Origin of the sequence: Microbacterium sp. NPDC077663, assembly GCF_044542795.1 — a bacterium.
Lineage (GTDB): Bacteria > Actinomycetota > Actinomycetes > Actinomycetales > Microbacteriaceae > Microbacterium.
Genome location: NZ_JBITVE010000006.1, coordinates 1 through 26739 on the forward strand (window position 1 = coordinate 1; position 26739 = coordinate 26739).

At 67.5% G+C, this 26739-nt stretch carries 33 protein-coding genes; 23 read left to right on the forward strand and 10 right to left on the reverse strand.

The annotated features are described in order from the left end of the window. The first annotated feature begins 182 nt into the window (after positions 1–182). The 5 genes from mobC to ACIGEP_RS16825 are packed head-to-tail and all read left to right on the forward strand — an operon-like array spanning position 183 to position 3835. Positions 183–581, forward strand: a complete 399-nt coding sequence (gene mobC, locus ACIGEP_RS16805) for a plasmid mobilization relaxosome protein MobC (RefSeq protein WP_396662804.1) — start codon at positions 183–185, stop codon at positions 579–581. Continuing rightward, complete coding sequence (locus ACIGEP_RS16810) at positions 578–2308, forward strand: relaxase/mobilization nuclease domain-containing protein (RefSeq protein WP_396662806.1); 1731 nt, start codon at positions 578–580, stop codon at positions 2306–2308. Before mobC ends, ACIGEP_RS16810 begins: the two co-directional genes overlap by 4 nt. A 15-nt stretch (positions 2309–2323) precedes the next feature. Beyond that, complete coding sequence (locus ACIGEP_RS16815) at positions 2324–3166, forward strand: hypothetical protein (protein WP_396662807.1); 843 nt, start codon at positions 2324–2326, stop codon at positions 3164–3166. A 2-nt stretch (positions 3167–3168) separates the two neighbouring features. After that, complete coding sequence (locus tag ACIGEP_RS16820) at positions 3169–3678, forward strand: hypothetical protein (RefSeq protein WP_396662808.1); 510 nt, start codon at positions 3169–3171, stop codon at positions 3676–3678. Between the two features lie 19 nt (positions 3679–3697). Beyond that, the gene (locus tag ACIGEP_RS16825; protein WP_396662810.1) at positions 3698–3835 is read left to right on the forward strand and encodes a hypothetical protein; all 138 of its coding nucleotides are present in this window, start codon (positions 3698–3700) and stop codon (positions 3833–3835) included. A gap of 48 nt (positions 3836–3883) precedes the next feature. On the opposite strand, the gene ACIGEP_RS16830 is transcribed toward ACIGEP_RS16825, so the two are convergent. The 9 genes from ACIGEP_RS16830 to ACIGEP_RS16870 form a co-directional block, all read right to left on the reverse strand. Further along, positions 3884–4354, reverse strand: a complete 471-nt coding sequence (locus tag ACIGEP_RS16830; protein ID WP_396662812.1) for a hypothetical protein — start codon at positions 4352–4354, stop codon at positions 3884–3886. Continuing rightward, the gene (locus ACIGEP_RS16835) at positions 4351–5061 is read right to left on the reverse strand and encodes a DUF4913 domain-containing protein (RefSeq protein WP_396662813.1); all 711 of its coding nucleotides are present in this window, start codon (positions 5059–5061) and stop codon (positions 4351–4353) included. The genes ACIGEP_RS16830 and ACIGEP_RS16835 overlap by 4 nt, the downstream gene beginning before the upstream one ends. Next, the gene (locus ACIGEP_RS16840; protein ID WP_396662814.1) at positions 5058–6848 is read right to left on the reverse strand and encodes a type IV secretory system conjugative DNA transfer family protein; all 1791 of its coding nucleotides are present in this window, start codon (positions 6846–6848) and stop codon (positions 5058–5060) included. Before ACIGEP_RS16840 ends, ACIGEP_RS16835 begins: the two co-directional genes overlap by 4 nt. Beyond that, on the reverse strand, positions 6845–8473 hold the full coding sequence (locus ACIGEP_RS16845) for an ATP/GTP-binding protein (protein WP_396662815.1): 1629 nt from the start codon (positions 8471–8473) through the stop codon (positions 6845–6847). The genes ACIGEP_RS16840 and ACIGEP_RS16845 overlap by 4 nt, the downstream gene beginning before the upstream one ends. Next, positions 8473–9984 (reverse strand): SCO6880 family protein, encoded by a 1512-nt coding sequence (locus ACIGEP_RS16850; protein ID WP_396662816.1) that lies wholly within the window; start codon positions 9982–9984, stop codon positions 8473–8475. Before ACIGEP_RS16850 ends, ACIGEP_RS16845 begins: the two co-directional genes overlap by 1 nt. After that, on the reverse strand, positions 9984–11492 hold the full coding sequence (locus ACIGEP_RS16855; protein ID WP_396662817.1) for a hypothetical protein: 1509 nt from the start codon (positions 11490–11492) through the stop codon (positions 9984–9986). Before ACIGEP_RS16855 ends, ACIGEP_RS16850 begins: the two co-directional genes overlap by 1 nt. Positions 11493–11631: 139 nt before the next feature. Beyond that, positions 11632–12378, reverse strand: a complete 747-nt coding sequence (locus tag ACIGEP_RS16860; RefSeq protein WP_396662818.1) for a hypothetical protein — start codon at positions 12376–12378, stop codon at positions 11632–11634. A 13-nt stretch (positions 12379–12391) separates the two neighbouring features. Continuing rightward, positions 12392–12694: a hypothetical protein gene (locus ACIGEP_RS16865; RefSeq protein ID WP_396662820.1), complete on the reverse strand. Its 303-nt coding sequence runs from the start codon at positions 12692–12694 to the stop codon at positions 12392–12394. Positions 12695–12705: 11 nt separating this feature from the next. Next, positions 12706–13314, reverse strand: a complete 609-nt coding sequence (locus ACIGEP_RS16870) for a DUF6668 family protein (protein ID WP_396662822.1) — start codon at positions 13312–13314, stop codon at positions 12706–12708. A 154-nt stretch (positions 13315–13468) separates the two neighbouring features. Between ACIGEP_RS16870 and ACIGEP_RS16875 the strand changes: the two genes are divergently transcribed. The 18 genes from ACIGEP_RS16875 (at position 13469) to ACIGEP_RS16960 (ending at position 25887) form a co-directional block, all read left to right on the forward strand. Beyond that, positions 13469–13741 (forward strand): helix-turn-helix domain-containing protein, encoded by a 273-nt coding sequence (locus ACIGEP_RS16875; protein WP_396662823.1) that lies wholly within the window; start codon positions 13469–13471, stop codon positions 13739–13741. 1 nt (position 13742) lies between these two features. Beyond that, a complete protein-coding gene (locus ACIGEP_RS16880) occupies positions 13743–14282 on the forward strand; it encodes a hypothetical protein (RefSeq protein WP_396662825.1) in 540 nt (179 codons plus the stop codon). After that, positions 14282–15364: a M23 family metallopeptidase gene (locus ACIGEP_RS16885; protein WP_396662826.1), complete on the forward strand. Its 1083-nt coding sequence runs from the start codon at positions 14282–14284 to the stop codon at positions 15362–15364. Before ACIGEP_RS16880 ends, ACIGEP_RS16885 begins: the two co-directional genes overlap by 1 nt. Positions 15365–15378: 14 nt before the next feature. After that, entirely contained in the window at positions 15379–16773 is a 1395-nt protein-coding gene (locus tag ACIGEP_RS16890) for an AAA family ATPase (RefSeq protein ID WP_396662827.1), read from the forward strand. Beyond that, complete coding sequence (locus ACIGEP_RS16895) at positions 16770–17651, forward strand: FHA domain-containing protein (protein ID WP_396662828.1); 882 nt, start codon at positions 16770–16772, stop codon at positions 17649–17651. The genes ACIGEP_RS16890 and ACIGEP_RS16895 overlap by 4 nt, the downstream gene beginning before the upstream one ends. A 65-nt stretch (positions 17652–17716) precedes the next feature. Next, positions 17717–17971: a hypothetical protein gene (locus tag ACIGEP_RS16900; RefSeq protein WP_396662829.1), complete on the forward strand. Its 255-nt coding sequence runs from the start codon at positions 17717–17719 to the stop codon at positions 17969–17971. Positions 17972–18192: 221 nt separating this feature from the next. Further along, positions 18193–20223, forward strand: coding sequence for a hypothetical protein (locus ACIGEP_RS16905; protein ID WP_396662831.1), 2031 nt, complete (start codon positions 18193–18195; stop codon positions 20221–20223). 336 nt (positions 20224–20559) lie between these two features. After that, positions 20560–21441 (forward strand): ArdC-like ssDNA-binding domain-containing protein, encoded by an 882-nt coding sequence (locus ACIGEP_RS16910; protein ID WP_396662832.1) that lies wholly within the window; start codon positions 20560–20562, stop codon positions 21439–21441. Between the two features lie 46 nt (positions 21442–21487). After that, positions 21488–21799 (forward strand): hypothetical protein, encoded by a 312-nt coding sequence (locus ACIGEP_RS16915; protein ID WP_396662834.1) that lies wholly within the window; start codon positions 21488–21490, stop codon positions 21797–21799. Between the two features lie 265 nt (positions 21800–22064). Further along, positions 22065–22193 carry a hypothetical protein gene (locus ACIGEP_RS16920; RefSeq protein ID WP_396662835.1) on the forward strand — a complete coding sequence of 43 codons (129 nt, stop codon included), beginning with the start codon at positions 22065–22067 and terminating at the stop codon, positions 22191–22193. Next, entirely contained in the window at positions 22190–22495 is a 306-nt protein-coding gene (locus ACIGEP_RS16925) for a hypothetical protein (protein WP_396662836.1), read from the forward strand. The genes ACIGEP_RS16920 and ACIGEP_RS16925 overlap by 4 nt, the downstream gene beginning before the upstream one ends. A gap of 292 nt (positions 22496–22787) precedes the next feature. Then, positions 22788–23036, forward strand: coding sequence for a glutaredoxin family protein (locus tag ACIGEP_RS16930; RefSeq protein ID WP_396662838.1), 249 nt, complete (start codon positions 22788–22790; stop codon positions 23034–23036). A gap of 58 nt (positions 23037–23094) precedes the next feature. Then, entirely contained in the window at positions 23095–23511 is a 417-nt protein-coding gene (locus ACIGEP_RS16935) for a hypothetical protein (RefSeq protein WP_396662839.1), read from the forward strand. A 48-nt stretch (positions 23512–23559) separates the two neighbouring features. Continuing rightward, positions 23560–23808, forward strand: coding sequence for a hypothetical protein (locus tag ACIGEP_RS16940; protein ID WP_396662840.1), 249 nt, complete (start codon positions 23560–23562; stop codon positions 23806–23808). Positions 23809–23866: 58 nt separating this feature from the next. Then, complete coding sequence (locus ACIGEP_RS16945; protein WP_396662841.1) at positions 23867–24250, forward strand: single-stranded DNA-binding protein; 384 nt, start codon at positions 23867–23869, stop codon at positions 24248–24250. 99 nt (positions 24251–24349) lie between these two features. Continuing rightward, the gene (locus ACIGEP_RS16950) at positions 24350–25147 is read left to right on the forward strand and encodes a ParA family protein (protein ID WP_396662843.1); all 798 of its coding nucleotides are present in this window, start codon (positions 24350–24352) and stop codon (positions 25145–25147) included. After that, positions 25144–25548, forward strand: coding sequence for a hypothetical protein (locus ACIGEP_RS16955; protein WP_396662845.1), 405 nt, complete (start codon positions 25144–25146; stop codon positions 25546–25548). The genes ACIGEP_RS16950 and ACIGEP_RS16955 overlap by 4 nt, the downstream gene beginning before the upstream one ends. A gap of 6 nt (positions 25549–25554) precedes the next feature. Next, the gene (locus tag ACIGEP_RS16960) at positions 25555–25887 is read left to right on the forward strand and encodes a hypothetical protein (RefSeq protein WP_396662846.1); all 333 of its coding nucleotides are present in this window, start codon (positions 25555–25557) and stop codon (positions 25885–25887) included. A 228-nt stretch (positions 25888–26115) separates the two neighbouring features. Here the strand turns inward: ACIGEP_RS16960 and ACIGEP_RS16965 are convergent, their stop codons facing one another. Next, positions 26116–26415, reverse strand: a complete 300-nt coding sequence (locus ACIGEP_RS16965) for a hypothetical protein (protein ID WP_396662847.1) — start codon at positions 26413–26415, stop codon at positions 26116–26118. Between the last annotated feature and the right edge of the window lie 324 nt (positions 26416–26739).

A 26739-nucleotide genomic window follows, 5' to 3' on the forward strand; every position in this document is an offset into this window, starting at 1 on the left:
GCCGCGACCACTCCCGTCTGTCGACGTGAGCGTCCCTGATCGGTGTTCCAGACGGAGCAAGCTAAACGTTTAGCCCTGCTAAGTGGAGATGCACCCTCGACAGTGATCGGGGGGTGCGGCACACTTGATGTGTGGTCCCCGCACGGGCGGGGTCGCTGCGCTGGGCCGAGGGAGGGGATCGTATGTCGGATGAGACGGCAGCCGAAGCCCGTCCGGAGCGACGTCGGCGTGCGAATGCTCCCGGCGGCCGGCAGCACAAGCACGAGGTGAAGGTGACGGCAGAGGAGGAGGGCCGGCTGTTGCGCCTGGCTCTTGCGCAGCGCGTCACCATCCCGCGGCTGCTGGTCGAGACAACCCTGGCAGCCGAGACGGGGGAGACGGTCACCGAGCGTCGCAACGCGATCGCGAAGTTGTTCGAGCTGCACCGGCTGTTGGCGGCAGTGTCGAACAACGTGAACCAGATCGCCAAGGCGACGAACGCGACTGGGCACCGCCACCCGGAGACGGATGCGACGCTCGAAGCCGTGCGACGTGTCGCAGAGCGCATCGACGCAGCGGTGGACGAGTTGAGCCTGTCATGATGCCTAACGTCACCCGCGGTGATCGCATGGCCGGGCTCATGACATATCTCGTTGGCGGCGGCCGCCATAACGAGCACACAGAACCGCACCTTGTGGCTGGCGATCATGCCCTTCTCGCCTGGTACGACGATGCGGAGCTGAGCGGCGACAACGCGAAGGCGATCGCACGCCATCTTGACCGTCCGCGCACCGCAATGGGCGTCGACGTGAAGGGCGGGCACGTGTGGCACGCCTCACTGTCGCTGCGCGCTGAAGAAGGCATCCGCACCGACGAGGAATGGGCCGCGATCGCGCAAGACTTCGTCGCCGCGATGGGGTTCGACGACAACGACGGCACGAAGGCTCCGTGCCGTTGGGCAGCGGTCCGACACGGCCTCTCCAAGGCCGGCAACGACCACGTGCACATCGCCGTGAACCTCGTCCGCGAGGACGGGACGAAGGCGTCAACGCACCTCGACTACCAACGCGCGCAGACGGCCGCACGGGCACTGGAAGTCAAGTACGGTCTAGAGCCGTTGGAGTCCGTCAAGGGTGAGCGTGCGACCCGCGGGTACAGCCCCGCCGAGCAGGCCCGCGTCGAGGAACGTTCGGCGTACTTCGCGCAGCGGAAGTACGAGCAGCACGCCGAGCGCGTCGGGGGAGAGCAGCCCGGATGGCACCGCCTCGACCCGAAGGAACGTCAGGCGCGCATCACGGCCGAGATTCGTTTGAACGCGCCCCGGAACGACCTCGCCCGCAAGGTGCGAGCAGCCGCCGGAGCAAGCGAGAACGAAGGCGAGTTCGTACGCCGGCTACGCCGATCTGACGTCCTCGTGCGGCCTCGGTTTGCCGAGGGCACCACGGACGTCATCACCGGCTACTCAGTGGCCGCGCGACCCTCCAACGGGGAGCGTCCCATTTGGTACGGCGGCGGGCAGATGGGACGCGACCTCACCCTCCCGAGACTGCGCGAGGGATGGCCCGACACCCCCACCGGAGCGACCGAGGCAGCAGCCGAATGGACGGCCGCCAAGCGTGGCCGGCGACCCGTCGCACCGGGACGCGAAACGCGCGAGCCCGATCCCGAAATGTGGCAACGGCATACCGAGGAGGTCGCGCAGCTTCGCGAGCAGCTTCGCTCCATTCCGCTCGACGATCGCGACACCTGGTCGACAGTCGCACGCCAGACCGCGGGCGCGTTCGCCGCATGGTCGAACGCCGTCGAGGACACACCCGGCGACCTGGCCGCGGCATCCGACGCACTCGCCAGGTCGGCGCAGACCTACCGCCGACCGGTGAAGCCGCAGCGCGCCGGCCGCGTCGCCATGTCAGGGGCGACGATGCTCCTCGCCGGCGCCGCTCGCGGTGGCCAGGGGGCGACAGCGCAGCTCGCACTACTGCGGCAGCTCATGAATCTTGCGCAGGCCGTCTACGACGCTGCGAAGGCCGCCGGGGAGGCGCGGCAGGCGGCGAACGTGGAGGCCGCCGTCAGAGAGCGCGTGATGAACGTGCGCCGGCAGCTCGAAGCAGCCCCCGCGCGTATGACCACGCCAAGCGCGACGACGCCGGCACCGAAGGTCGACCGCTCCACGATCGTCGACGCATCCGTACAGGAAGCGCTCGACAAGATGCAGCGCGCAGAGCAGCAGCGCAGCAACGCCAACGGTTCGCCGGTTCCGCCGAAGGTGGACCCAGCGAGGCCGCGCACCACAACGAAGCCGGGCGCAGATCGCGGCCCGGAACGATGAGGAAGGAGTCAGATTATGGCCGATGAAAGCGACGGCATCGAGGAAGCATTCGAGGGACAGCTCCGCATCGCCGTCACCGCGGCGGGCCGCGTAGGCGAAGTGATCGCCCGCGCACGCGAAGAAGCCGCTCGACGCGCACAGGCGCGCAGCGAGCAGGCGACTCGAGAACTCGCATCACGGTTCGAGGCCGAGAAACGCGCAGCTCGTGTCGAGCTGGGCAACGTCTACCGATCCGACTGGTGGGAGAAGGCGACCCCCGATCAGATCGGCGGCGCACTCACCACCGCCCGCGCATGGGGCAACGAGGACCCCGAAGCGATCCGCGCGGAGGGCCGCATCCGCGACGAGCTCCGCACGCGATACGGCGTTGACGTCGACAACACTGGAGCCGACCCCGCCGCAGTCCAGGCGGCCGTCGAAGCCGAACAGGCACGCCGGCAGTCCGAGACGGAACGCCAGCGCATCGCGACCGAGCAAGCCGAGGCCGTCGAGCTGTCACGCCAGGCCGACGAGGCCGACCGGGCAGCCGAGGCGTCCCGTGACACTGCCGAGAACGCGCCTGAGGAGAACGAGCGAGAGCAGGCACAGGCGCAAGCCGAGCGCGAGCAGAACCGCGCCGAAGCGACGCGCGAGAAGGTCGAGCCGCTGCACGACTCGTCCGAGCGACGCGAGCGCGACGCCAACAAGCTCGAACAGCAAGGCGTCGGCAAGGAGGCCGTCAGCGCCAAGATGGCGGCCGACGTCAGCCAGGCCAAGCCCGCCACGGAAGCCGTGAAGGCGCAGCAGCGCCAGGGCGCAAAGGCGCGCCCGAACCGGTCGCGATCACCCAAGGTCCAGCGCACCGAGCTGGGACGATGAGGATGAGAAAATGGGCGGCCATCATCGCCGTCATCGTGGTTGTGAGCGGCGGCGTCGGATACGGGCTCCGAAGCGCGTTCCCGCCATACCCCGCGTTCTCAACCCCGGTCGTCATGGACGAGCAGTTGTGGCGCGCGATGATCAGTGGCCCTCCGATGGCCGGCGTATTTGCCGTGCTCGCCGCGCTGATCGCTTTCACACCTGCCATCCGCGCGGCGAGCATCGCGCGAGAGTCGTCGGCGCGGGATCAATGGTGGAAGCGTGCCGAGTGGGCGCTGAATCAGGCCGGTTCGAGCAACGAGCTTGACCGCGAGATTGCGAACGACGCCCTGAGAGCACTCTCCGAAACCGCCACCCAAGTCGAGCTGGACATGATCTGGCGAACGCTCACGAGTTTCCAGGGGGGAGCGCCGAAGAAGCCGAAGACCCGTAGACAATTGTCTACAGGCCAAGGAAAATGGTCGTTGAAGAAGATCTTCGACAAGGAGACGGGAGGTCGCTCGAATGCCTAAGTTCAGGACCGTCAGCTCGTTGCAGCGCCGCATCAAGGCGGGCGAGGCTGACCCTATCTCCGACCGCGAGCGGGAACAGCTCGAAGAGATTCGACAGGTTTACATCCGCCGCTTCGGCAAAGAACCGGATGCCCGCGTCACCACCAAGGCGAGCTGAGCGCGACCAAGACGTAGAGAGGGACCGACCCATTGGTCGGTCCCTCTCTCATTCTGCGGTGGCCGAGGGGGCCTGTTGAAGCTTGTGTTCTCGCCGAATCAGGGCGAAACCGGCAAGGGCTAGCAGCGCTCCGCCAGCAGCCACAGCGACGATCGTGTCACGGAGCACGATGTCGTTGAGAGCGGGCCAGGAAAGGACTGCGACCCAGAACGCGAGGGAAGCGGCTGCGACCCCGAAGAGCTTGCCGACGTAATCGAGTGGACGATTCACTTCGTCGCCGTTCTGTGCAAGAGCGCGAGTCACGGCGCCGACGAACGCAAGGACGGCGGCCCAAGCACCGAACGCGAACAGCGATTGACTCAGTACGTACTGAACACTTTCGAAGTACGAGCCGGGGACCGGTGTGGGCGGGGCAACGCCTTTGATCACAAGCCAGGCGAGGCCGCCGGTGGCTGCGATCGTCAGGCCGATCCAAACGCCGGAGGGGATGAGGGGCTTCGCCGCGTCGCGTCGATTCAATCTCTGCCCACTCTCTCATCGGTGTACAGACCCGGCGGTGGTGCCGTATAGGGCAGCTCAGCGCCCTTCTGATCATCGTTCGTGTTGACGCGATCCTTCCCTGGCCCCGCGGCCGCGAACGGGCCGTAAGGGTCCAGGAGAACGCTCATGTGGTGTTCCGCGTGGTCGCGGAACCACACGCTCATACCCGTGGTCGGGTCGAGTCGAAGATGCTCCCACGCCCGCCAGAGGGCGTCGAGGCGGATCGTGGCCTCCGGGTAGTTCCACCAGTCGGCAGCCCACACGGCGCGCTCCCCGTCGACGCGGCGGCGGTAATTCTTCACCAGGTACTCGCGCACGAACTCGTCGACCGAGCCGTAGTACAGCGTCGGCTCTTCGTCGGGCTCCTCGTCGAGCGCGTCGAGCGCGACGGCGACAGCTCGGCGCGCGGCGACGGCGGCTTGCCCCTGCAGGTCCTCGACGACAGTCGGGTCTAGCGCCTCTTCGACCTCCGTCTGTACGGCCTCTTTGACGGCATCCGCGACGGCCTTGTGCACGACGGCACGGATGGCCGGCGCGGCGAGAGACGCGGCGAGGTCGGCAATGTCGACACCGAGGACGCGACCAGGTTCCCGATCGGGGACGTCGCGGCCTGGCTTGTCGTACTCGTCGGGCTCGAACGGCTGCGCCTCGATGCCCGGCTCCTCGTCGCCCCAGTCGTCACTCATCTGGCCGCGCCCTTCTCTTCGTTCGCGATCGCAAGCTCGCGCACCGACTCCTGCGCTTCGATGATCGTGCGAGACGCCTGCGGGTCGTGAGCTGCGATCGACGCCTTCACCTTCTCGGCGTGCGGGCCGGTCATCCACGGCTGGGTGCGGATCAGTGTCGGACGGTTCCCGGACGACAGCACCACCGCGCGGCCCTTGGGCATCGCGGCCAGGTCGGCTACGTCCAGGATGCGCTCACGGTGGAGCTGCTGATTCACGCTGCGGCCGCCGCGTCCCGAGGAGACAGACGACGCCTGACGGTCGTAGTCACCGATCAGCTTCGACAGGCTTTCGAGGAACGCATCCTCGGAGACGCCGCCGCCGTAGACCTTCACGTTCGAGGCGCTCCACAGCTTCCGCATCCCCGACTCGCCCCACACGTCGACGCCCTGGGACCAGGACTGCAGGATCGTCATCAAGACGATCCCGCGGGAGCCGTAGTGGCTGTACAGGTTCGGCAGCTCACGCCACCGGCACACGTTCGCGGCCTCGTCGAGAACGCCCAGCAGGGGCACCGAGAGGCGGCCACCGGCAGAACGAGCCGCCAGCTCCTCCGCAGCCTCGACCACGGCGACGGTAAGCGCGGTCACGAGCGGGCCAGCGGTGCCGCGTCCCTCCTTGGAGAGCGAGTAGAGGGTGCCGCCGTCACGGACGAAAGCGGCAGGGTCGAACTGCGGCCGGGTATCGGCCGCCCCCTGCGGGTTCACCCAGGCGGCGACCTGACGGTTCGTGAGGCACGACGCCATCTGCTGCGCGGTGCCATAGATACCGCCACGCTGCTTCTCCGGGGCCATGATGACCCCGCGCACCTGGTCGGCGGTGAGGTCGTATCCGTGGCGACGGAGGATGCCGATCGGCTCCTCCTCGGTCGGCCGCGTGAGCCACGAGTAGACGTCCGTGATCGGGCGCGCGTCGAGCGCGGCCGCGAGCAACAAACCCGCGAGGAGATCCTGCCCCGCAGGGTCAAAGTAGGCATCCGTCTTAGCTCCCGGATCACGGGAGCCCGACGCGAAGTGATCGGCCAGTTTGGCCGCGCGAACCTCGTCCGTGACGTAGCTAAGCGGGTTCCACCACCACGAAGGGTTCTCGAGCGCTATCCCCTGAGGATCGAACACCCACACGGGGCCGGCCTCCGCGCGCACGTCACGGGTTGCGTCCACGACGTCGCGCTTGTTCGAGGTGACGAGCACGCCGCCAGGGGCGTCCAGGATCGCCGGCACGGCGCGCGAGGTCGTCTTACCGGTACGCGGACCCCAAATGTCGATGTGCATGTCCTCCCAGGTGCCATAGAGCGGCATCTGGCCGAGGGTCTTGCCGATCGGCACTCCCAGAGAGCCGTTGACGCCGAGGCGGGTCGCCTGAGCTTGCGCGTTGCGCTTGCTCAGCCCCTCGACGTCCCTCCCGCGGCCCATGTAGCTGCTGGCACGATCGACGCGGGTACGGCCCTTCCGGTAGCGGACGACGCCGACGATCGCCAGGATGACCAGGACGAGAACGATCGCGAGGAGAACCGCGACGATCCAGGTTGCCGATGCCGGCCACGGCACCCGCCCGAGGATCACGCCGAGGGTGAACGCGAACGGGTCGCTGGGCAGCTCGACGCCGGTCGCGTCGATCTGATGCCCGAGACGCACGGCCACGTTCAGAACGACGATCGCCGCCACGGCACCGCCGATGCCCACGAGAAGCATGAGCGTTTCCGCACCGAAGCCGCCGGGATCGCGGCGGCGGTTGTTGGGGGTGCTCATGACACGCGCTCCTCGTGCTCCTCGACCAGCTCCTCGACGACGTGGAGCGCACGGCGGCCGGTGCGGGATTGTTCGTACCAGCGCTGATTCGTGTCACGGATCGAGCGCTCAGCCTCCGTCAGGCGAACCTCGACCGGGATACCCGGCCGAGTGCCGACCTTGACGAGGAACTTCCCCCGTCCGGGAGGGTCGACCTCACGGCCCGATGCGGCATCCCACGCGGGCGGGTCTTGCCAGCCCGTCAGCAGCTCCTGCTCGGCCTCAGAGAACGGGATGACCGACGTCAGCTCCGGCATTTCCGTATACGGAAGGCCGGCGCACATGACCATGCCGGCGCGCTCTACGAAGCCCTTTGCCTTCAACCGGTCCTCCTCGGGGAGGGCGCTCAGGTCGGCCATCGTGTGCGAAATCATCGCGGTCCCGACACCCACCTGGCGGTTGAGGCGGGTGAGGAAGTCGACGCGATCGACGATGCCGTTCCCGGCGCGCAGCGCACGCCACAGCTCATCCATGATGACGAAGTAGTGCCGGCGCGGTTCGAGGCCAGCGTCCGCGAGCACGTTGGCGATGTTGACCGTCGCGAAGCCGTTCGACCAGCAAGCAAGCAGAGTCGCCGCACGCAGGTCACTCTCGGCCTCACCGATGGCCGAAATGTCGTAGACCACAGGGCGGTCAAGACGCATCGGGTTCGTGGTCGGCTTGGAGAACATTTCGCCCAAACGCCCACCGCGAGAGAGGCTGATCAGCGACGCTTCAAGACCGCGAGTGATGCGCTGATACTCCGCGAAGTCGCCGCGGTCGACCGCCACCAAGCGCAGCTCCTCCGGCCCCTGCTGTACGACGTTCAACAGGTCACCCAGGACGGGGATGCCGTCGAAGTTGCGGTCCAGGTAGCGGAGCCCCTGGTCGATGATCGACTCCTCGACGTCGCTGGGAGGCGACTTGCGGAGAATCGTCAGCAGTGAGGACACCATCGCCAGCCGGCGGCCGTGTGCGTCCTCCAATACCTCGCCGGCCTCCTTCTCGTAGCCGGCCTCGATGAGCCGCTGAGCGGCCTCTTTCGCCTCGCCAGGGTCCAGCACGTTCAGGTGCCCGCGCCCGCGGCCGAGGGTGATCACCTGACCGCCGAGCGCGCGAATGACCTCCACGTAGTCGGGGCGCAGATCGCCCAGGACGAGCGGCTGCACTCCGTAGCCGGCGAGGCCGATCGCCATCCGGGCGACGGCCGTCGACTTGCCCAGTCCGGGCTTGCCGAGCACGAACAGCGACGGGTTGCTGATGAGCTTTGCGCGCTGGAACCAGGAAATCGGGTCACAGCAGAGCGTCGCCCCGGTGTGAATGTGGCGACCCAGCGGGACGCCCACCATCGGCGTGCCGGCACCGATCGAGTACGGCCACAAGCCGCACACCTGAACGGTGGTGCCGCGCCACTCTGCGGGAGGCTGAATGAAGTTCGACATGCCGCCGCCGGGGCCGCTGTACCCGCGAGAGGTCAGCGCGCCGGCCGACGTCGACGAGCCGGCATCGGTGTTCTTGCGGCCAGCTCGGACGAACACGAGGCCGCCGACGACGACCAACACCACGAGCCCGCCGAGGACGGCAAGGGCGATCTGATCCGGTGTCATCACACACGCTCCCTCAGCGCCGCGGGGACGGCGACGTGCTTGCTCAGTACGAGCCCCAGTGGAAGCGCGGCGGCGAATGCGCTGTCCTGTGACCCGTACACGGGCCGCAGGCGCAGTCGAGCGGTCGCGCCGAGGTTGTCGACGGCCGCGCGAGCGTCCGCCTCCTTGGCAGGGTCGAGGACCGTCGCGGTGACCAGGATGCCGAAGTTCACCAGGCCCGCGCCGGATGCCTCTTCGGCTTCGGTGGCTTGCGCCGATCGGAGCGCGAGCGAGTCACGGGCCGCCGGCTTACGAGTCGACGTCGCCTTGAACTCCGCAGCTCGCACGTCCGCTTGGACGAGCGTTGCGGCCCGCGCGGGGTCGATCGGCTTGTAGAGCAGCGTCACTCGCTTGCGCGCAATGTCGCGGTGCGGAGCCAGTAGCCGGGCGAGGACACCAGACTGCACGAGCCCGCGGGGAGCCTGAGTCATCGCCCACGTCACCGACTTGGCCGAGTCGTGCCGGTAGCTGTCCCATCCGGCCTGAGCTGCAGTCGGGCCGACGTCCGTCCACCGCAGATCGGGTACTTCGCCGTCCGCGTGAGCGTCGTCGATGAGTGTCGCGGCCGCCGGGTCGTATGCGACCCGGATCGTCTCGCACAACTCCTGTGCCGACAACGGGTGGGCAGCGCCCGCCCCGGTCGCCTGCAGGCTCGCGGTCAGACCAGGGAGGCGAGCTGCGAGCTCGCGCGCCATATCGTCAGGCTGCCGCGGCTTCGCACCCTTCCGGGGAGCAGCCGCAAAGGTCAGCGTGACATACGCCTTCACCGTCGACGAGCCGGCCGGGTAGGTCAGCACGACCTCGCCCAGCATCGCCTTGGCGAAGTCAGGGCCGTACGGGTCGGTGTTCGTCTCGACCTCACGCCGCAGCCGGCGTCCCGAATCGGGAGCCGTCTCGATCGTGACCGCGGCGGCCTCCATGTTGGGCTCATCGCCGAGATTGCGTAGCCAGTGACCCCAGTCGGCCACCCACAGGTCGACCTGTTCCTGGTCGACGAGTGCGGCACCGTCGGGCTCGGTGCCGATGACGATCGAGTACGTCTTGGCGTGCGGTGAGTAGACCATCGCGAACGGACGCGCGTACGAGTCCTGATGCTCGGAGAGGCGAGTTTGCGCGCCGAGGCCGGGGAGCTGGTTTGTGCCCCAGTCGGATCGTCCCAGCGGGCCGGATCGGTAGATGTTCGCGCGGCGGCGCTTCGTCGACGTCCACGCGACCCGGTTCGCCGTGCGCGACAGCACGCTACGTCCGTCACCGTCGCGGATTGTCAGCAGCAGGATCAGACCGCCGAAGACGGCCGCCGTAGCGACCGCATTCAAGATGTTCGTCGTCATCAACACGACGATCACGATCAGCAACGCCACGAACATCAGGCCGGTGCCGACTGTGCCGAGCCCGAGCAGGCCGGGTGAGGTCGGCTGACGCCAGTTCCCGTAGGTGCGAACGCCCCTACGACTTGCTTCTACGGTCGCCATCAGCTCCCGCTCCCTTCGCCTGTCGCTTGGTCACCAATGTCTCGAGCGGCCCCAGAGGCCGCCTGGCCCGCTTTCTTCGCCGTCTCGATCGCGATACCGGCCCCGGCCCCGATCGGGCCTCCGGCCGCGCCTGCAGCAGCTCCACCGCCGGCTGCAGCACCACCAGCAGCAGCACCGCCACCCGCGGCCGCGCCGGTACCCGCGGCTGCGCCGCTCCCTGCCGAGGCGGCAGCGGTTCCGGTTCCCCCGCCCGCGGCACCTGTGGACGGGACCGCACCGGGCGTCCCCTGCCCGCTCGATGACTGAGCGGCTTGGGGCGCGGACTGGCCACCACCGTTTGCTCCCGACGGTCCAGACGACCCGGAATTGCCGGTATTACCGGTGTTGCCAGCCTGCGGTGTCGAGCTAGACCCGTTCGACCCGCCGCCGGACCCGGTAGCCAGACGGCCGAGCGCTGCGGCACCCGTCGGCAGCGCTGCAAGCGCGGCGACGCCCATCGCGCCGCCTGCGCCTGCGGACATTGCACCGACGAGCGGTGTCACGAAGCGCATGAGAGCGGGCATCGCGAGGAGCGCGAGCACCATCAGGATGAGGCCAGTCAGGACGGCCAGGAATCCGGTGCCGTCGTCCTGGAACACGTTCGTGCCTGTGAGTTGGAATGCGGCGGCATAGACGATCGCCGCCGCCGGCTTGTAGAGGATGAAGGCGACGAGCCAGCCGACGTTCTTCTTAAACCAGCCCTTACCCATTTCGGTGTTCGTTGCCGACGCCGAGAGGGGGAGGATGCCCGTCAGGATGACGAGCATTCCGCCGCGCGCGACCATGAGGATGATCTGAAAAGCGGACGCCAAAATCGCGATGATCCCGAAGATGATCACGAGCAACGGACCGAGGCCCGTCGTCCGCTGAGTGATCGCCAGCAGCGTCGCGACGTTGTTGCCGAAGCACGCTGCATCGGCGCCGACGTTGCAGCTCAGAGCACCGTCAAGAATCCAGACCGAGAAGGAGTCGAAAGCCGAGACGAGCAGGCCGACGATCGTCACGCCCGCTCCGGCGACGACGATGAGGGTCAAGAGACTCTTGACCGTCTCCTTGCCCGGTTCGGCTCGCTGCTCCCACGCCATCCGTACGCCGCCAATGATCACCGACACCACCGCGGCTGCGCCCATGTACCACCAGAGAGACGACTGCAGGAACCGCACCGTTCCGCCCGCGTTCTGCGGGCCGTTCGGCAGGAGCGCCGAGACTAGGGCGGTCGCACCGCTCATGAGGAAGATCGCGCCGAGCACGATCCCGAGCTTCCCGGCGGCCTGAAACCCCTCCCCGTTGCGCATCTTCGTCGCGACAAGCGCACCGAGCAGGATGATCGATATGGCCGCGAGAACGATAGCGATCCAGGTCACCCAGCCGAGCACCTGAATGATGCCGCCCGAGTTCGGGGCGGTGGTGCCGGGCGCAATTGCAGAATCCCCGCCGCCGCCTGTGAGGGTCGGCGTGCCGATGTTCACCCACAGGGTGCCCAGCGACGCGACAGCCCGCCCGAACGCCTCTACGACGGCGTTCGCCAGGTTCTCGATCGCGTCGCCTACGACGCTGCCGACTGCATCGTCGATGCAGTCGCGCGGGCTGACGATACTGCAGGCCATGTCACGGCCCCCAAGAGATGTACCCGGACGTGTCCGGGATCGTCGCGAAGTCGAACGGGTTGGCGACGTTCGCGTTGATCTTCCAGTCGCCGTCCTGCCAAATCAGCTCGTAGACCGTCGAAGCCGTGACGGTGGTTCCCTGAGAGGAGCCACGCACGGCGAGGTCCACACGGGCGGTCTGGCCGTCGTAGGCCAGCATTCGGAACCCCACCGTCTGCAGACGGGTGCCCGACGATTCGCTTGTGTCCGAAACCTCCGACAGCAGCGCATCCCGGTAGGTTCCGTCGCTCAGCGCGTACGCAATCCACGGCTCCACCAAGGCGGTGTCCGCCGGCACTGCAAGTGCCGTTGCCGCAGCAAACAGGGCACCCTCCGGGGAGTGCTGGAAACACATCGGATAGCCACCCGCGCCCGTGTCGGCAGGGCCGAACTCAGGAGACGTGGGATATCCAACCGTTCGGATGAAGGCCCATTCGGTGGCGGGAGCCGTGGTCACGTTCCCGGACAGTTTCTCGCCGTCCAACCCGCAGACGCTCGCGCCCTCAGCCGTCCCGGACGGCTCTGCGGATGGAGTCGGGCCGCTCGACGCGGTCGAGGTCGGCGTCGACGTCGGCGGCGTGACCTCTGAACCTCGGTTGAGGTTGAGAACCGTGAGGATGATGGCGGTGACGATGAGCGCGGCCACCACGACCGCCCCGGCGATGAAACCGGGGCGGGTGAAGGGGTTTGGGGTGTCGTCCTCAGCCATGATGGCTCCTCTCTCAGGACCCAGCGAGGATGCCGATCAGCGCGGCACCACCGCCGATGACGATCGCGCCAGCCATCGGCCAAAGGATCTTCGGGAGGGCGTCGTGCCCCTCGCCGCGGCGGAAGCTGACGGCGATAAGGATTCCGCCGACGATGATCGCGCCGCCGACGACGACGTAGCCGATCCACTTCAGCCACGCGAGGATCGTCGTGACGCCTTCAGTGCCCGGAGGCTGCTGCGGGTCGGGATCAGGGATCAGGCCAGCGAAGGTCACGGCGGTGTCTGCCGTCGTGTGGAACACGTCGAGAAGGGACATGTTGTTGCCTTTCAGTTGGTGGTGCCCGGAGCACCGACGATTGCGGTCAGCTCGTCGACGAGTCGCTGAGCTTCACGCGGAGAAGATGAGAGAGCCGGCGGCTCCCCCACACGCCATGAATCAACCCACGGCACCGACCAGGTGCGCGGGACACCGCCGCTGACGACCTGAGCGAGGTCGCGCAGCGAGCGAGGCAGTCGACCGGGCGCGTCAGCCATCACGACCAGGCCCAAGACCTCGACGGACGGGACGAGCCCTGCGGCCCATTGCCGCATAGCCGCCTGAGCTGCGCGCAGACCGCGTGCATCCGAGCGAGCAACGAGTACCGTCCGCGCCGGCACCGCACCGGACGTCCGGGGCCATGCGTGGCCGGCCGCCTGAGAACCCGGCATGAGGGCAGCGAGGGTCGATTCTCCTGCGCCGCCGTGCGCACCAACCCACCACAGGGCAGCGGTGACGTTGCGGTCGTAGATCGGGAGCTGGTCGACCTGATCCGGCGCGGGAATGCCGCGCTGCGGCGCAACGGGACCGAAGGTGCTGGGCAGGGCGACGGTGGGAGCCGCCTCAGCAGGCGGCGGCGTGGTTGGCCGCGATAGCCACGGGTTGAGCGGGTCGCTCATGTTGCCCCCCTAGGTACAGTGAGTTTCACCCTTACAGGGAAACACTAACCCCCCGATACCCAAACATGGAAGGGTCAACCCGAATGATCCCTAATCTGTACAAATGGTCCCGAATGAGTAAGCTGAGGTCGTGGCAGCACCAGGAGGACCGGCTATGAGCAACGACAGCGACGCAGTCGATCGCCTATTCGACCAGAGCCCTCCGACTCTGGGCGTCACAGAGGTAGCGGAACGACTTGGAGTCTCGACGAAGAGTGTTTACAGCTGGCTCCGTGAGGGATTAATCCCCGGTTACAAGATCGGCACGACGTGGTTCGTCATCCGTGACGAACTGAAAGACACGCTCCGCAAGGGTGCCAATGCGCACGCCAGCGGCAGCACCGCCCCGGTTGTCCTCATTCGACCGGGAGCCACCCAAGGAGATTGACATGCGGAAGATCGGGACGGCGTTCCTCGTGATCGTCACCGCGGCGACTCTCACGGCCTGCACAGGGCAGACCGAGCCGCCCGCACCGACCCCCAGCGCCAGCAGCGCCGGCCCGATCTACCCCGACCTCGACACGTTCACCCCCGCCCCCGACGGGGCGATCGACGAGGACAGCGGCGAGACGCACGGGCCGCGTCCCGTGCCCACCTGGGACGCTGAATCCCGCGAAAGTGCCACCGCCGCAGCGGTCAAGGTCATGACGGCCTATGCCCGTCCTGATCTGTCATTTGACCAGTGGTGGGCCGACTTGCAGCCCCTCCTCGACAGCAAGGCCACGCAGGACTACTCCTACATGGACCCCGCGCGCATCGTCGCAACGGGCGTGACCGGCCCGGCTGTCATCACCGACGACACCAGCGCGTACGTCGCTTTCGTCGACGTCCCCACGAACGCCGGCAGCTACGGCGTCGTGCTCAGCCGTGCGGACGCTGACGCCCCGTGGCTTGCGGGGCGGTTCATCCTCCCCGAAGGCGTCAACTGATGGCAGAGTCCAAGAACGGTGCCGTCTACGCCATCGTCGCGGTGCCACTGCTGATCGTCGGGGGCCTGTTCGGATTCGTGCTCGTCGGGAGCGACGACAACTGCGGCGCTGTAGCCGCAGGCGGTTCGAGCGTCTCGATCGACCCCGCCTCCGTCCCCGACACCGACATTGCCGGTTACGGCCGCGAGCAGCTCGTCAACGCCGCCAACGTCATCCAGGCCGGCAAAGACCTCGGCTTGAACGTCCGCGATCAGGCGATCGGTGTCATGACCGCGATGGGCGAATCGAGTCTCCAAAACATCGACTACGGCGACTGGGAAACCGGCGGGGTCACCAACCCTGACGGCACCCGGACGACGTCGATCGGCCTGTTCCAGCAGCAAGACGGGTGGGGAAGCCGCGAGGAGCGGCTAGACCCCTACATCGCGTCGACGAAGTTCTTCCAGGCGATGATCGAGAAGGTGCCCGACCGGGAGTCGCTAGAACCGACGATCGTCGCCCACCGCACCCAGATCAACGCCGACCCGTACCACTACACGCGGTATTGGGACGGCGCAGTCCAGATCGTCGAAGGGCTGACAGGCGTCAAGACGGGCCTCAACCCGGGCGACGGCAGCGCTAGCGGAGGCACATGCGCAGGACTCCTGCCCGGCGACGTGAACGCCGAAGGATGGGCGTCGCCCGCTGCAGGCCCCGTCACCAGCCCCTACGGGATGCGCACCCACCCGATCTACGGGACGCAGCGACTTCACTCCGGCACTGACCTTGCCGGCGGCGGCTGCGACGGTCCTATCTGGGCCGCGCAAGACGGTGTGGTGACGTTCCGCGGGTTCGACGGTCGGGGCAACGGCACGATTTCCGTCGACCACGGCGGCGGCGTAACGACCCGCTACCTGCATTCGTACGACTCCGGGATGCTCGTGCAGACCGGCGACAAGGTGAAGGCCGGCCAGCAGATCGCTCGCGTCGGCAGCAGCGGTGAATCCACCGGATGCCATCTGCACTTTGAAGTGCGCGTGAACGGCGAGAACGTCGACCCCGTGCCCTTCATGGCCGAGGTCGGCATCCAGCTCGGACAGTAGATCAGGAGACGATCATGAGCAGCATCGAAGTACCCACGTTCCCCAAGATCGAGGCGCGCACATTCGCCAACGGCTCGGGCGAGGTCACGATCAACGGCACGTCGCACCCGATCCAGACGACCACTCTCGAGGACGCTCGCGCCGCGATCCTCGCCCGCGTGGCCGACACCGCGACCAAGATGCAGCGTCCCGTGCGCGTCACGACCAGCGGCCCCGACGGCGAGTGGCCGCTGATCGTTCACCCCGACGGATGCGTGGAAGCCGACGACACTCTGCCCGCACGGCCCGTACCGGTTGAGGACGTCGCGCCACCCGTCGAGTCGACGTCCGCGCCGATCGACGAGGTGCCGGCCCCCCTCGTCACGTCGGCTGCCCCAGCGGGTGTCGCTGCGCCCGCTCCGGCGGCTGACGACGCTTCGGTCCCGGCGCGTGACAGCAGCGCATGGGTGCGCTCAGCTCCCGCAGCTCAGCCCGCGGCCGCCAGCCGGCGCGAAGCACGGCAGTCGTTCCTCACCCACGAGCAGACCGAGGAGCCGGCAACGCAGGGATGGCGCGGAGCGCTCACCCGTGCCGGCATCCGTATGAGTCCCAGCGAATCCGAGCGAGCCGAACGCTCCGACGTGCTCGCCGTCTCGCAGCACTGGCCCGGACCCCGCACGATCGCCATCGTGAACGGGAAGGGCGGCGCAGGCAAGACCCCGACCACCGTCCTCCTGGCAGCCGTGTTCGCCCGCCACGGCGGCGCGGGCGTCCTCACCTGGGACAACAATCAGACCCGCGGAACACTCGGCTGGCGCACCGAGCAGGGGCCGCACGAGGCGACCCTGCTCGACCTCCTCCCCCAGGTCGACCGGTTGCTCAGCACCGGGGCACAGTCCGCGGACCTGGCGCACTACGTGCACCACCAGACGCGCGACCGCTTCGACGTGTTGCGCAGCAAGCCGATGGCGCTCGCACACGAGCAGCGCGTCGAGCCGAACGACGTCGACGCTATCCACGCCGTCGCGGCCAAGTACTACCGGCTGATCTTCATCGACTCCGGCAATGATGAATCCGACCCGATGTGGCTGCGGATGATCGATCATGCCGACCAGCTCGTCGTGGCCACCACGACCCGAGACGATCACGCCGAGGCCGGCGCGCTCCTCCTCGAAGCCCTCGCAGAGCGCGACGCAGGGTCGGCCGAGCTTGCTCGCGATGCCGTCGTCATCGTCAACCAGGCCGACCCGAAGTCCACGCCCGCCGACCTCGCCCGCGTGGCCGACGGCTACCGATCCCTCGCGCGCGAAGCCGTCACCGTGCCGCACGATCCGGCAATGGTCGACGGAGTGCTGCACTTCGGCTCCCTGCGCCCCGTGACGCAGCGCGCATGGCTCGTAGCAGGCGCGGCGGTGGCCCGCGGCCTATGAACGCCACACAGCCCATCACCGGGCCGCACAGCGTCCCCGACTGGCCCCGCCTCGCCGCGGCCGTCGCGCACGACGGCACAGGAACGCTCACGATCAACGGCGTAAACCGTGCCTGCAAAGCGGAATCGGTCGCGGCCCTCCGCACTGGCGTGGTCGCGCGTGGAGTGGCGATCGCCACTCGACTACGCCGACCGATTCGACTCGACGTGACCGAGGACGGTCGCACCCACGCCCTCGCGGTACGCCCCGAGGGTTACGTGCAGCTCATCGGCGCCGACGGAACCATTCCCGCGCCCGACGGGCTCGGCATCGACGAAGGCCGATGCCGCGTATGCCGACGGCTGCAGCCGGTGACCTCTGCGGAGTGCGTTCAATGCCACATCGAGGAACCGCTGCGCGTCGAGGTCGCTCCCCCGGCCGAGCCCAACGCGCTCATGGTTCCGCCAGCACCACAGATGCGGCCGAGCATCGACGAGCTCGACGAGCTCGACGACAGGTCGCCGGTCGAGCAGACACGCATCAGCCGGCGAGCAGCGCGAGAGGCGACGCCTCCTCCGCCCGTGCTGCACCTCATGTTCAACACGCAGCGCAGCGTCGACGCCGGCCCGCGAATCGTGCTCGGACGAAGGCCCGAGAGCATCGACGGCCGCGAAGCGGTCACCGTCATCACGCCGGATCGGCTGCTGTCGCGCACGCACGCGGCGATCGACGTCGACGACGCCGGCAACATCATCGTGACCGACCTCGATTCCGCAAACGGCATAGAGCTACAGTCCGCACCGCCGCGATGGCTCACGCCCGGCGAGCCGACCACGATCCCCGACGGGTCGACCATCCTCCTCGGAGACGTCTACTGCACCGTGAGCGTGGCCCCGTGACCGACCCCCGCCAAAACCGGCGTGTCGTCCCCTTTGCTTTAAGGAAAACGGCGAGACTGGCGCGCATGGGTACTCAACACGGAAGGCCGAGCAAGGGACGTCGCGACGCCATTCTGGCGAAGCCTCCCGTCGAGTTCGGCGCGATCTTGAAGCAGAACGCCGACGCCGAGGGCCTTTCCTACGGCGAGTATCTGGTGATGCTCGCGGCCGACGCGCTGGGGATGCCCCAGTACGCGCCGCCGCGCCCACGCGATCGCGCAGCAGAGCTGCCGATCCCCGGTCTGAACACGGCTAAGGGGGCAACCTCGCAAGCCGCATAGAAAAAGCGAGCCCCCGCCTCTTACGAGACGGGGGCCGAAGCTAAGTGCCTGATCCTCTGAGTTTGGCGACCTGGTAGATCAAGGCAGTTCCGACAAGAACCGGTAGGGAACCGGAGCTTTGTCGTACCCATCGAGCGAACTCGAAAGGTGGTGCAATCATAGCGCCGTCCGAGGAATATGCATACAGCGCGCCCAGCGCGTCGTGGGCGCTCACCACCACCGTGAGCCCACGACCACGCGTCCGCGTTGCTGTCGTCGACGCCTACGGCGCGATCGCGAACGAATACCGCGATCGCGTGATTGGCGCGACCGCGCCCGAGCGCCCGTGGGCCGTCTACCTCGCCGGCCCCGACCAGCGTTTCCGCCTCCTCGCGTTCGACCTCGACGCCCACGGTGACCCCGCCGCCGCAGCTCGTGACGCCGACGTGCTTTCCGGCCTCCTCCGCGACGTCGGCCTCTCGCACGTCATCTGCAAATCCGGCCCTACCGGCGGCCGCCACCTGTGGGTCGGCATGGCTGAGTCCGTCGACGCTGAAACCGTCGCCACCCTGGCCCGTCTCGTCCGGCACATGTGCCCGACGCTCGACCTTTCGCCGCTGACTAACCCTGTAACGGGTTGTGTGCGGCCACCAGGCGCGCCCCACCGTTCCGGCGGCCACTCCACCGTCCTCAGCGGCGACCTCAACACGCTCCGCACGCCCACGGCCACCGCCGCGCAGGTCCGAGCCCTCGTGAGTCTCCTCGCCGGGCTCGTCGACGACACGGAACCCGCCCGCACGATCGACCCTCACGCGCCGCTCCCGCTGGACGCCCACGGTCGTCTGCACCTGGTCGGCTCACGCCGGCAGCTCCCTGCAGTCAGCTCCGCAGCCCTACGCGAGACACCCGCCGACGCCTCAGCGACGCTCTGGCGCGTACTGATCGGCGCAGCGGCCGCCAGGTGGCGGCACGCTGACGTCGCCGCCCTCGTCGACGTGGAACCCGGACTAGAACACGTCCGCACGCGCGTCACTGCCCGCGGCCGCGTCGTCCGGGCACGCAGCGAGCAGCGCCGCGTCCTCGCGCGCCAGTGGGACAAAGCCGTGCGCTACGTCGCGGCCAGTGATCGGCAGATCGGGGATGATCCCACGTTCGACCGTCGCGCCGACGCGATCGCCGCCCACGTCCGAGACGTGCAGGCCCGTGCCGACGCTGCCGCCGGCCGATGGTCACGCGGCGGCGGTCCCGCCGACCGCCGCATCCTCGACGTCCTGTGTGTCCTCGCGCTGCACGCCCTCAGAGGCTCCCTGGAAGCCGACACCCGCCGCCTCGCCCTCCTGGCAGGGGTAGGCCGTGAGACAGCCAGGACGGCGCTGCTTCGGCTTGCAGAGGACGGGTGGATCGCCCCGTCCGCGGCCGCAGACGGACCCCGCGCTGCTCACTGGACGATCGACCCCCAGAGCGTTCTCCACAGCAACACGGACCCTGCCCGGTCACAAGCGGACCCGCGCCCCCCTGGGGCCGGGGCCGCTGAGAGAACCGCCATCCTCGCGAAGCTCAGAAGCCGAACGACGGATGCCGCTCACGATCTGTTCACTCCCACTCGCCCCGCGCTGGGACACCTTGCAGGGAACCTCTACGCACGGATCGGGACCACAGCGCACAGCCTCGACGACCTCTCCCCCGCGATCGGCGCCGACCTTCTTCGTACGCGCCGGCTGCTGGACCGTCTCACCTACGCCGGAGTTGTCGAGCGCAGCTCCGAAGGCTGGCACCGTGTCGACTCGCTCCCCCTCGACGTGGCCGCCGAGCGCGTCGGAGTAGCTGGCCGACTCGACGCCCGCGCTGTCCGTTACCGCGTCGAGCGCGAGGCATGGGCTTGGTGGAAGGCCGAGGAAGCGTGGATGCACGCACCGCGTCGACCCGACGCGAAACGTCGACCGAGCCGCGGGCAACTCTCGCTCGTCCCCGATGACGGCACCCACGCCTACGGCCCCCATCCACGCAGACCCGATGGCCGGCTGGACTACGCCGCAGCTCGACGGATCATCATTGACGAACGCGACGGCACGGCCGTCCGCCCCTACGATCGCAGGGCCGCCGCAGATCCGTTCTCGAGAACCCCAATCGAGCGTGTCGAGCTCGATGCCGTTGACGCCGAATGGGTCGACCCCGGCTACTGCGCCCACGGGATGACGATCGGCGTCCGCTGCCGGTACTGCGAGGGGCCAGCAGCTCAAGCCGTCGAGCGACCTCGACGACGTATCGCCTGACGACACTCCGCTGAGCGGAGGCGAGCCCATGGGCTCGCACGCGGAGCCGGCGTCGCCGGCACTGTCAGGGCCTACGGCCCGTTGTTTTGCCGTGAAGCCTTCGGCAGCATACGGTCGTCCACCCTCCACCCAAGCGGCTGCGCCGCCGGCTCCTCCGAGACTTCCGGCACGCGGTCGCTGCGCTCCCTTATTTCGCGCCGAAACTCTCTCCCCCACCGCCCTCCGGGTTGTGCTCCGGGCATCCTCCCTAGCGGCGGTAAACCGCCTTCACGGCAAAAAAACGTGGAGGGGATGAGCAGGGAAATAACCCTATTAACGGCACGGAAGGTTCCGAACATGGCACGCAACGTCAAGAGCACCAAGACCCCCGAGCAGCGTCGCGCCGAGGCCGAGGAGCTGCACGCGAAGATCGCGGATCAGGTCGAGGCGCTGCGCGAGTCCGAGGCGTGGGCGCGGTTCCTGGACTTCACGAAGGCTTTCCACCGGTACAGCATCAACAACCTGTTGTTGATCTTCGGCCAGTGCCCCGAGGCGTCCAACGTCGCCGGTTACCGGACGTGGCAGAAGCTCAACCGCCAGGTGCGCAAGGGAGAGCGCGGAATCCGCATCTTCGGCGGCCGCGACGTGCGCGAGACGGTCGAGAACCCCAAGACCGGCGAGGACGAGGAGCAGCGCCGAACGCTGTTCTTCCCCGTGTCCGTGTTCGACATGGGACAGACCGACCTCATCGACCCCGAGGCCGGCGACCCGGCCGACATTGCGCGACCGCTGACCGGTGACGACCCCGCAGGCATCTTCGACGCCGTGGCCGACTACCTCACCGGCAAGGGCTGGACCGTCGAGCGCCAGAGCATCTCCGGCGGCGCGAACGGCTACACCAACCCCGAGGACCGTTCCGTCGTCGTCGACGCAGACCTCTCCCCCGCCCAGGCAGCAAAGACCGCCCTGCACGAGGCAGCACACGTCCTCCTGCACTCCGAGGAAGATCACGCCGAGTACGTCGAGCACCGAGGCATGAAAGAAACCGAAGCCGAGAGCGTCGCCTACGTCGTCGCCGGAATCCTCGGACTCGACACCAGCGCCTACAGCGTCGGATACGTCGCCGGGTGGAGCAAGTGCGACGCCGACACCATCAAGGCCACCGCCGCCAACGTGCTCCGCGCCGCGCACGCCCTGGCCGACGCCCTCACCGAGCAGCCCGAAGCCGCCGCCGCCTAAACGTCAATAACTCTATTCCCGTCAACACCGTTAGGAGACGACCACCATGCAGAAACTCACCACGGACCATGTCGAAACCCTGCTGGCCGATCTCGCGCAGCTCCTCCCCTTCCCGACCCGGATCGAGACAGACATGGGCGGTGAGGGGTGGGTGCCCGAACTGTATTTCGGACCCATCGACGAGGCATCCGACGCCCCAGTCCACCGCGTCGGGATCGACCTTCTCACCGCGCGCCCCGTCTGGCTGATCGACCTCGACGAAGGAATGCGAACGATCCTCCTCGACGACGTGACCCCCGACGACGTGTGCAACGTCGCCGCCCGCGTCCTCGCTCTCTACCCCGAACACCGCCAGTAACCCACCGCTCACCACAGCGAAAGGCACCAACATGAACACGCCCCGATCCGGTCGAGCATGGGCCGCAGCGTGGACCGCTTACAGCGCGCTCCCCCACCGTCAGCGACAGGAGGAGGCCGCCCGCGTGTATCTCCGCGGCGGGCGGTTCCCAGGCCTGAGCCGCAGCGCGAGCGTCCGCCTCGTAGAGAGCCACAACGCGGCCACCGCCGAAAGAGAGAGACTGATGAACGAGCGGGAGGCGAAAGTGTCTCGGCAAACTCGCGTCGTGATCCTCGCCGCATTTCTCGTGGTCGTGCTGATCGCCGCGTGGTACCTCCTCGGAGGGCTCGCCACAGTCCTCGACCTCAGCGACACGGTTGGGCTGTCGGTCCTCACTGATAGGAAAGCCGCATGATCTTCGACTCCATCCCGGCAACGGTCCTCATCTGGGCGGCCGTCCCTGTCCTCGTCGTGGGATCGATCCTCATCACCGCAGCCAACCGGCGCGGGGGCGGGCAGAAGGTCCAACAGCGCGCGTTCCTGTGGTTCCCAGCCGGAACCTTTCTGCTGTTGCTCGGCATCGCAGTAGGGAACCTGCCCGGTAACCCGTTCGGCTTCGCGGCCTTCACCTTCGCGGCCGTCGTCTGCGCAGCGGTTGTGGTGCTCAGTGGGCGGAACGCCCGGAGGAGGGCCACAGATAACGACCCCAAGCCGTGACGGCGAGCCCGCGTCTGCGGGCATCGCGGCCGGCGACGGACGGAGCCGCCGCCGGCAACCGGACGGCCGGACGGAGCCGGCCGACTGTCAGGGCCTATCGGCCCGTCATTTTGCCGTGAAGCCTTCGGCAGCATACGGTCGGCCACCCTCCGCACCAGTGCTTTCGCGGCATATGCTCCCTCGCTGCGCTCAGTCCGCTATTCCACGGTCACTGGCACTCCGGCCGCCCTCCCTAGCGGCGAAAGAATTCGCCTTCACGGCAAAAAAACGAGTGGGGTGGGAGGATCACGAAATGGAAAAGCTGACCGTCTACACGACCGGCCCGAGCTGCGGAAAATGCACCATGACCAAGGCGATGTTGAAGGGCAAGGGCATCGAGTACGACGAGGTGGATATCACCACGAACCCCGCCGCATACGAGTACGTCACCGAGGAGCTGGGCTACACCGTGGCTCCTGTCGTCGTCGTCGACGATGACGATCACTGGTGCGACCTCCGACCGGATCAGATCGAGCGCGTCGCATCTCTTTTCCACGCTTGATCCACTCGTAAATAACTCTATTAACCCTTATACTGGTATTACCGACGAAGGAGGAACCATGAGCGATCGAAAGCTCACCCCATACGACCGAGGCACCCGACTGCAGCCGCACGTCTGGCCGCTCAGGAATGACCCCGATAGCTACGGCAGGGTCGACTTCGACAACGAGGAGTCAGCAACAGTCCTGACGGCCTACGTCGAGCGCGAAGGCGACGGATACGCGATGCATGTCGCCGGCATGGCCGAGCCCCTGAGCCTGGTCGTGGACGGCGGCGGGCGCGTGATCCCGGTCGACGCGGAGCTGGTCGAGGGCATCGATGAGCTGCTGAATATGGCCGAGCGTGGCCGCGACGACTTCGAGCACCAGGCGAGCTACGGCGACTACTCCCCCGAAGATCGGGCGGCCGCCGACCGGCGCTGGCTCCTGGCTCAGAAGGTAGCGGAGCTGCTGCGCGGAGAAGCCGAAAAGGCTTGATCGAAATAGAGTCATTAACTACAATAGAGTTATCAACGAGGAGGAGAAATGAGCACCTGCACCGTTACCATCACCCGACTGGCAGACCTTCGGGTTGGGGACTTCATCAAGAGCTGGGACGGGCACCGGTACAACCCGCCGCGTCGAGTGACCTCGGAGCTGGGACCGATCACCGCCGGCTCACTCGTCCAGGGTGTCCGGCTCGAGAACCCGACGCCGGGGAGCCCGGTCGAGCTGGTGCTGTATCCCGCCGAGATGGACGGGCGCACATTGGACGTTGTACGACTCACCCTCTGACGACAGAATAACCCTATTAACGGCAACACCTGTAATACCTACCCAGGGAGAAGAACCCATGAGCAGCATCACCCGCACCGGCAACCTCGCCGCAACCCCCACGCTCCGCGAGGGTGACAACGGCCCGTACACCTACGCCCGTGTCCTCGTCAGCGATCGCATCCGCCAGGAGGACGGCAGCTACACCGACGGGCCCACCGTGGCCTACGACGTCGCCGTGAGCGGCAACCAGGCTGTGAACCTCGTCGAGGCCGCCGAGGCATCCGGGAACATCCGCGTCACGTTCTCGGGCCGCTACCGGGTCACCGAGTACAAGGGGGACCAGGGGAGCCGCCTGCAGCACGAGGTCCGCGCTGACGAAATCGCGGTGAGCCTGCGAGGGCAGAGTGTCCGAGTCGAGAAGGCAGCCGCATCCGACCAGGGCGACGACACCCCGTTCTGACCCCGACTGACAGAGGGGGGCGCACGCGCCCCCCTCTCTCGTGCCTGGATTACCGGCAATAGCCGTATTAGAGTTGTTCCCGTCAACGGAGGTATTTTCATGACCGCTCGAATCCTCGCCCTCTGCAATCAGAAGGGCGGCGTCGGCAAGAGCACGACGACATTCCAGCTCGCCCGTGCGGCGGTGCTCGCCGGGCGTCGCGTCCTGGCCGTCGACAACGACCCGCAGGGCAACCTGACCAGCAACATCACAGCCGAGGAAGTCGACGCCGAACAGGTCGGACTCGCTGACGTTCTCAGCACCCGCGCCAGTGAGACGATGCGCGACGTCATCGTGCCGGGACTGTGGCCGGGCCTCGACGTTGTGCCGACGTCTGGGGCCACTCTCGGACACGTCCGCGACGAACTCGTGATCTCCGGAGCAGGGCGTGAGGTTCGGCTGCGCGAAGCCCTGGCCGAGGTCGTCGACGACTACGACCTGATCCTGATCGACTCCGCACCGTCGCTCGATCAGCTCACGATCAACGCACTCACCGCGGCGCACGGGGCCGTCATTGTCACCCACACGAAGAAGTGGAGCCTTGATGGGCTCGGGCAGCTCCTTGACACAATCGGGAGCGTTCAGACCTACTACAACCCTGGCCTTACGGTCGCCGGGATCATCGTCAACCAGCACGAGGAGCGCACTGTAGGCGGCTCCCAGTGGCTCGACGAGCTCCGCACGGCAGCCGAGGCCCGCGGGCTGCGCCTGATCGGGCGTCCCATCCCCAAGCGCGTCGTGATCGCTGACGCCACCGAGGCCGCGCGCGGCCTCGACCAGTGGGGGAGTGCCGAGGCAACCGCCCTCGGAGTGATCTACGCCGAGCACCTGGCCGCCATCGAAGGAGATCCGTCATGACCCGTCCCGAACCCCGGAAGTCGAGCCTGTCGGGCTCGAGCCCGTTCAACCACCCCGTAGCCCCAGAAGCGCCCCAGGAGACGTCGGCTACGCCAGCTACCTCCACTACACCGGCTCCCGCTGTGGCGGCCGCAGAAGCGCCTACGGGGGCCGCTGCAAAGGGGGAGAAGCTCGCCAAGCCGCCCAAGATCACGATCTACCAGCACCCGGACGACTCAGCCCGGATGCGCGGCGCAATCGTCGCCTACATGCGCAACGTCGGCATGACGAACCTCTCGAAGTTCGCCAACGAAGCCATCATGGAAAAGGTCGAGCGCCTCGAAGCCGACTACAACGGCGGAAAGCCGTTCGATCCCGTAGGGCCGGGAGTGATCCCGGTCGGTCGACCGATGGGGGAGTGAACCGACATGAACAACAGCGAACACATGAGCATGACCGAATTCCGTCCTGAAACGGTGGGTCGGTTCATCGGCAAGAAAGTCATCGTCACCATTACGCGACCCGGAGTGGGCGACGACCAGACTCAACTCGTCAAGTCAGCCGTGGGCACCCTTGCCGGCGCACAGCGATCGAATTGGAACGAGTCATCGACCGCGGGAGGCTCTTTGCCAGCACTGTGGTTCGAGAGCCAACGAGAGCCCTTCACCATCCCCAGCGGCCAGTCTGACGCCACCGTCAACATCTTCTTCCTCCACCAGCCGACCCCTGGGGGTCTGGAAGCTTGGGCAGGCCGCGACTAAGCGATCCGAACTAACCCGCAGTCGGGGCACCGCCAGACCGGCCTCGACGGCTCCCGCGTGGGTACGAGCTGCACGAGGCACTGTGCGCAGGTCGGAGAGAAACCCGGCCACTCGGCATCGTCCATCAAGCCAGGGTAGCGAGCCCCCTCAGAGGCGACTCGATCTCTCCACAAGCGGTGGATGCGGCGCGGTACTTTTGGTGCGACGCTCAACGCTGCAGCCGCGGAATCACGCGGGTGAATCCGCGGAACTTTGGTGACGCACCACGGGCGTCACAGCCGACGCCCACACCCACGCTTTCAGTTCTCGATCGCCCACGTTGAACCGGATCGCGCAGGCATCCTCCGTCCACCGGCAGACCTCGGCGTCGACCAGGACGGGCGTGCCCCCGAAACGGACCCACGCTCGCGCAGGTTTCGGCTGCGGATCGATCGTGACTGGCCGGGTATCCAGTTGCAGCTCCTCGGGCGAGAGCGACTGCAGGGGGCCGGCTTCAGCTGCGACCCGCTCCAAAATGCGCGTGTCCATGCGTCGGTCGACGGCGCCGGCGTACCGCCTGCTCGTTCCCACGGCTACCTCCTCCCGCAGGAACCAGGATAGCCACCGTCGAAGTTATGTTCGAGTTGGCTACCAGGGCCAACGCTCGATTATCTGCCAGGTGGCAACGATCACCTTCGAGCTGCTGGACAGGACGCTCGCGACAGAGGCGAACCGGTCCTGCGGGCTGGAAGGACGGAGGGCTGGTGTCTGGGATTGCTCCATTACCTTCACCCTGCGGCGCTTTCGGCGAGCCGTACGGGTCGCGTCGATCGGGGGGCGGGGATTCTGACGCTTCTTCACACCCACATATGC